Origin of the sequence: Mesorhizobium sp. M7A.F.Ca.CA.004.06.1.1 (genome assembly GCF_003999135.1) — a bacterium.
GTDB lineage: Bacteria > Pseudomonadota > Alphaproteobacteria > Rhizobiales > Rhizobiaceae > Mesorhizobium.
On sequence record NZ_RZPQ01000508.1, the window covers coordinates 1 to 4,331 of the forward strand.

General features: G+C 65.0%; 5 protein-coding genes and 1 pseudogene. 5 read left to right on the plus strand and 1 reads right to left on the minus strand.

All coding sequences use genetic code 11. From position 1 onward, the window contains the following. The 5 genes from EN906_RS24490 to EN906_RS24515 form a co-directional block, all read left to right on the plus strand. The coding region (locus EN906_RS24490; protein WP_164777326.1) for an SDR family NAD(P)-dependent oxidoreductase at positions 1 to 746 on the plus strand (746 nt) is incomplete at its 5' end. Continuing rightward, positions 740 to 1,210 (plus strand): MarR family transcriptional regulator, encoded by a 471-nt coding sequence (locus EN906_RS24495; protein ID WP_127375442.1) that lies wholly within the window; start codon positions 740 to 742, stop codon positions 1,208 to 1,210. The genes EN906_RS24490 and EN906_RS24495, both read left to right, overlap by 7 nt. Next, positions 1,207 to 2,019 (plus strand): enoyl-CoA hydratase family protein, encoded by an 813-nt coding sequence (locus tag EN906_RS24500; RefSeq protein ID WP_127268310.1) that lies wholly within the window; start codon positions 1,207 to 1,209, stop codon positions 2,017 to 2,019. The genes EN906_RS24495 and EN906_RS24500 overlap by 4 nt, the downstream gene beginning before the upstream one ends. 229 nt (positions 2,020 to 2,248) lie before the next feature. Beyond that, positions 2,249 to 3,397 carry an acyl-CoA dehydrogenase family protein gene (locus EN906_RS24510; RefSeq protein ID WP_127268315.1) on the plus strand — a complete coding sequence of 383 codons (1,149 nt, stop codon included), beginning with the start codon at positions 2,249 to 2,251 and terminating at the stop codon, positions 3,395 to 3,397. A gap of 64 nt (positions 3,398 to 3,461) precedes the next feature. Beyond that, positions 3,462 to 3,857 (plus strand): RidA family protein, encoded by a 396-nt coding sequence (locus EN906_RS24515; RefSeq protein WP_127268311.1) that lies wholly within the window; start codon positions 3,462 to 3,464, stop codon positions 3,855 to 3,857. A 188-nt stretch (positions 3,858 to 4,045) separates the two neighbouring features. Here the strand turns inward: EN906_RS24515 and EN906_RS24520 are convergent. Beyond that, positions 4,046 to 4,331, minus strand: a pseudogene (locus tag EN906_RS24520) (LLM class flavin-dependent oxidoreductase); the annotation flags it as partial.

Consider the following 4,331-nt stretch of genomic DNA (forward strand, 5'->3'; position numbering starts at 1 on the left):
AGCATGCGCTGGTCACAGGCGGCGGCTCCGGCGTCGGCCGGGCCATCGCGCTGGCGCTGGCGGGTGCGGGCATCGATGTCACCATCTGCGGCCGCCGGGAAGCAGAGCTCACTGAGGTGGCCGGCGAGAACGACCGCATCTTCGGCATCGCCGCCGATGTCACCGACGAGGCGGCAATGGCAGCGCTCTACCAGAGGGCGCAAGCCGCGCGCGGACCCTTCGACATCGTTGTCGCCAATGCCGGCATGGCCGGCAGCGCCCCGGCGCACAAAACCGCGCTCAGCGACTGGCAGCGAACGCTCGACGTCAATCTGACCGGCGCCTTCCTGACGGTGAAGCCGGCGCTGGCCGGCATGGCCGTGCGGAAAACAGGACGAATTGTTTTCATCGCCTCGACCGCCGGCCTGAAAGGCTACGCCTACGTCGCGTCTTACGTCGCCGCCAAGCATGGCGTCGTTGGCCTGATGCGGGCGCTTGCCGCCGAAACGGCGAAATCGGGCGTCACCGTCAACGCGGTGTGCCCAGGCTTTGTGGAAACCGAAATGCTGGAAGAGTCCATCCAGCGCATCATCGAGAAGACCGGCCGCTCGGTCGAGCAAGCGCGGTCAAGCCTCGCCTCGAACAACCCGCAAGGCCGCTTCATCCAGCCGGATGAGGTCGCCGCCGCCGTGCTGTGGCTGTGCGGCGACGCCGCCCAATCGATAACCGGACAGGCGATTTCCATCTCAGGAGGCGAAACATGGTAGCCGGCCCCCTGCCCGCGCCGTCGGGACCCGGCAAGGACCGCTTGCGGCTGTGGATCAGGCTGCTGCGAGCCTCGCGCACGATCGAGGCCGAGCTGCGCGAGCGGCTGAAGAAGGAGTTCAACACGACGCTGCCGCGCTGCGACGTGATGGCAGCACTCTATAGGATGCCGGAAGGCATGCTGATGAGCGACCTGTCGCGCTTCCTGCTGGTCTCCAACGGCAATGTCACGGGCATCGTCGACCGGCTGGTTTCGGAAGGACTTGTCGCCCGCGCGAGGCGCAATGGCGACCGCCGCACGTCGATGGTGCGGCTGACCGAGGAAGGCACGCAAGCCTTCGCCACAATCGCCGCGGCGCATGAAGGCTGGATCGGTGAATTGCTGGGCAAGGTCAGCGAGGACGACGCGCGCCGGCTGACCGGCATGCTGACCTCGTTTCGCAGCAACTGGGAGGGACGCGAATGACCGCAATGGCCGGGCGCAAGCCGAAGCATTTCCTGTGGGAGGTCGAGGGCAGGATCGCCAAGGTCCGGCTCGACCGGCCGGAGCGCAAGAACCCGCTGACCTTCGACAGCTATGCCGAGCTGCGCGACACGTTCCGCGACCTCGTCTATGCCGACGATGTCGACGCCGTGGTGTTCCTCTCCAATGGCGGCAATTTCTGCTCCGGCGGCGATGTCCACGACATTATCGGCCCGCTGGTCAAGATGGACATGAAGGAGCTCTTGGCCTTCACCCGCATGACCGGCGATTTCGTCAAGGCGATGCTGAATTGCGGCAAGCCGATCATTGCTGCGGTCGACGGTGTCGCGGTCGGCGCCGGCGCCATCATTGCGATGAGCTCCGATATCCGCATCGCCACGCCGGAAGCCAAGACCGCATTCCTGTTCACCCGCGTCGGCCTCGCCGGCTGCGACATGGGCGCCTGCGCGATCCTGCCGCGCATCGTCGGCCAGGGCCGCGCCGCAGAACTGCTCTACACAGGCCGCACCATGACGGCGGCGGAAGGCGAACGCTGGGGTTTCTACAACCGGCTGGTCGATGCCGCCTCGCTGGAGGCCGACGCGCTCGATATGGCGGCGCGCATCGTTTCCGGCCCGACCTTTGCGCACGGCATCACCAAGACGCAGCTCAATCAGGAATGGTCGATGGGTCTCGACCAGGCGATCGAGGCGGAAGCGCAGGCGCAAGCGATCTGCATGCAGACCCGCGACTTCGAGCGCGCCTACAAGGCGTTCGTGGCCAAGGAAAAGCCGGTGTTCGAGGGGGATTGAGGGATGATGCATTCCGTGGAGACGTCGGCGGGACAGCGCCCCCCTCTGTCCTGCCGGACATCTCCCCCTCTAGGGGGGAGATTGGATGTTGCGTCGGTTTTCGCCAACCACCAGCGTGGCAGGATGAGCCGTGGCGGCGAAGCTGCCAATCTCCCCCCTAGAGGGGGAGATGTCCGGCAGGACAGAGGGGGGCACCGTAGAGCGCAACGCCTCAATTGCGGAGGCACCCATGCCTGACCGCTCCTTCCTCAACTGGCCCTTCTTCGAAGACAGCCATCGCGAGTGGGCCGAGCGCCTCGACGCATGGTGCTCAAAAAACCTGCCGGTCGATCACCATGATGTCGATGCCGCTTGCCGCGAACTGGTGGCGCAGTTGGGCCGGGACGGCTGGCTGAAACCGACGGCTCTCGACACCGACAATCCGGGGCCCCTCGACGTGCGCACTTTGTGTATCACGCGCGAGACGCTTGCCCGCCATGACGGGTTGGCCGATTTCGCCTTCGCCATGCAAGGGCTGGGTACCGGCGCGCTCAGCCTGTTCGGCACGCCGGAGCAACAGGAATGGCTTGCGAAGACACGTGCCGGCAAGGCGATATCAGCCTTCGCCCTGTCGGAACCGCGCTCCGGGTCGGATGTCGCCAACACGGAAATGACGGCGACCCGCGACGGCGACAGTTACGTTCTGTCGGGTGAAAAGACCTGGATCTCCAATGGCGGCATCGCCGACCTCTATGTCGTCTTTGCCCGCACCGGCGAGGCGCCGGGCGCCAAGGGGCTTTCCGCCTTCCTCGTGCCTGGCGACGCCAGGGGCCTTGGCATCGCGGAACGGCTGGAAGTGATCGCGCCGCATCCGCTGGCACGGCTGTCTTTCGATCAGGTCCGCCTGCCGGCCGCTGCGCTGATCGGCAGACCCGGCGACGGCTTCCGCATCGCCATGTCGGTGCTCGACGTGTTCCGCTCGACCGTTGGTGCGGCGGCACTCGGCTTTGCCCGGCGCGCGCTGGATGAAAGCATCAAACGCGTGGCCGAGCGCAAACTGTTCGGCGCGCCGATGGCCGAACTTCAGATGGTGCAGGGCCACATCGCCGATATGGCGCTGGACGTCGATGCGGCGGCGCTTCTGGTCTACCGCGCCGCCTGGACCAAGGACATGGGCGCCGCGCGGGTCACACGCGAGGCGGCGATGGCCAAGCTGTTTGCCACCGACAAGGCGCAAGAGGTGATCGACAAGGCTGTGCAGCTGCATGGCGGCGACGGTGTCCGCAGGGGCCACATCATTGAAAGCCTGTATCGCGAGATCCGCGCTCTGCGCATCTATGAGGGTGCCTCCGACGTTCAGAAAGTGGTGATTGCGCGGCAAGTGATGGGCGCTGCCTGACGGCAGAGATTTTGACGAGCTTTCGATTTTGAAAATTGGGTTTTGGAATACCGGGAGGTTTTGAATGCACAGGATTCTGCAGCCCGAAGGCTGGGCAAAACCTGTCGGCTACGCCAATGGCGTCGCGGCACGCGGACAGTTCGTCTTCGTCGGCGGACAGGTCGGCTGGAACGGGCAATGCCAGTTCGAGACCGACGATTTTGTCGGCCAGGTGCGGCAAACGCTTCAGAACATCGTCGCGGTGCTGGCGGAAGCCGGTGCCGGGCCGCAGCACATCACCTCGATGACCTGGTATTTCACCGACAAGGCCGAATACCTCGCCAACCTCAGGGGCATCGGCGAGGCCTATCGCGAGGTGATCGGCCGGCATTTTCCGGCGATGGCCGCCATGCAGGTGATGGCGCTGGTCGAGGATCGCGCCAAGGTGGAGATCCAGGCGATCGCCGTCATCCCGGAATAGGGAGTTCGTTCGTCCGGAGTAAACGCCCCTCGCTTCGTCATCCACGGGCGGAGCAAGGAGCGAAGCGACGCGGCGCAGACCCGAGGATGACGAAGTTGGGGAGGCTTCGGCAAATTCCGAATGCTCTACCTAAACTGATGATGAAATCCCTGACCGCCAACAGGCAGCCGCTTCCCGGAGCAAAGCTACTATTCGCGCAGTCCCGCCTTCCGCAAAATCGGCAGCACGTGATCGCAGAAATAGGGCAACTCCCTGGTGTAGTTGACGAAGGACAGCGCGATGCCCTGATAGCCATGCCCGGCAATGGCGGCCATGTCGGCAGCGATCGTTTCCGGCGTTCCGATCAGCGGGTAGGTGCCGGCGCCGCCGGCGAAGCGTTGCCGGTAGCGGTCATAGGCGTGCGGGTCGTGCGACTGCGAGAATTCCTTCTTGCCGGCCATGTGAGCATCGACCGCATCGTGGTCGGCCATATCG

Excerpts from the sequence above, each read along its gene's own strand:
- EN906_RS24495 (WP_127375442.1), top strand. The coding sequence starts at position 740 with ATGGTAGCCGGCCCCCTGCCCGCGCCGTCGGGACCCGGCAAGGACCGC.
- EN906_RS24515 (WP_127268311.1), top strand. The coding sequence starts at position 3,462 with ATGCACAGGATTCTGCAGCCCGAAGGCTGGGCAAAACCTGTCGGCTAC.
- EN906_RS24510 (WP_127268315.1), top strand. The coding sequence starts at position 2,249 with ATGCCTGACCGCTCCTTCCTCAACTGGCCCTTCTTCGAAGACAGCCAT.
- EN906_RS24500 (WP_127268310.1), top strand. The coding sequence starts at position 1,207 with ATGACCGCAATGGCCGGGCGCAAGCCGAAGCATTTCCTGTGGGAGGTC.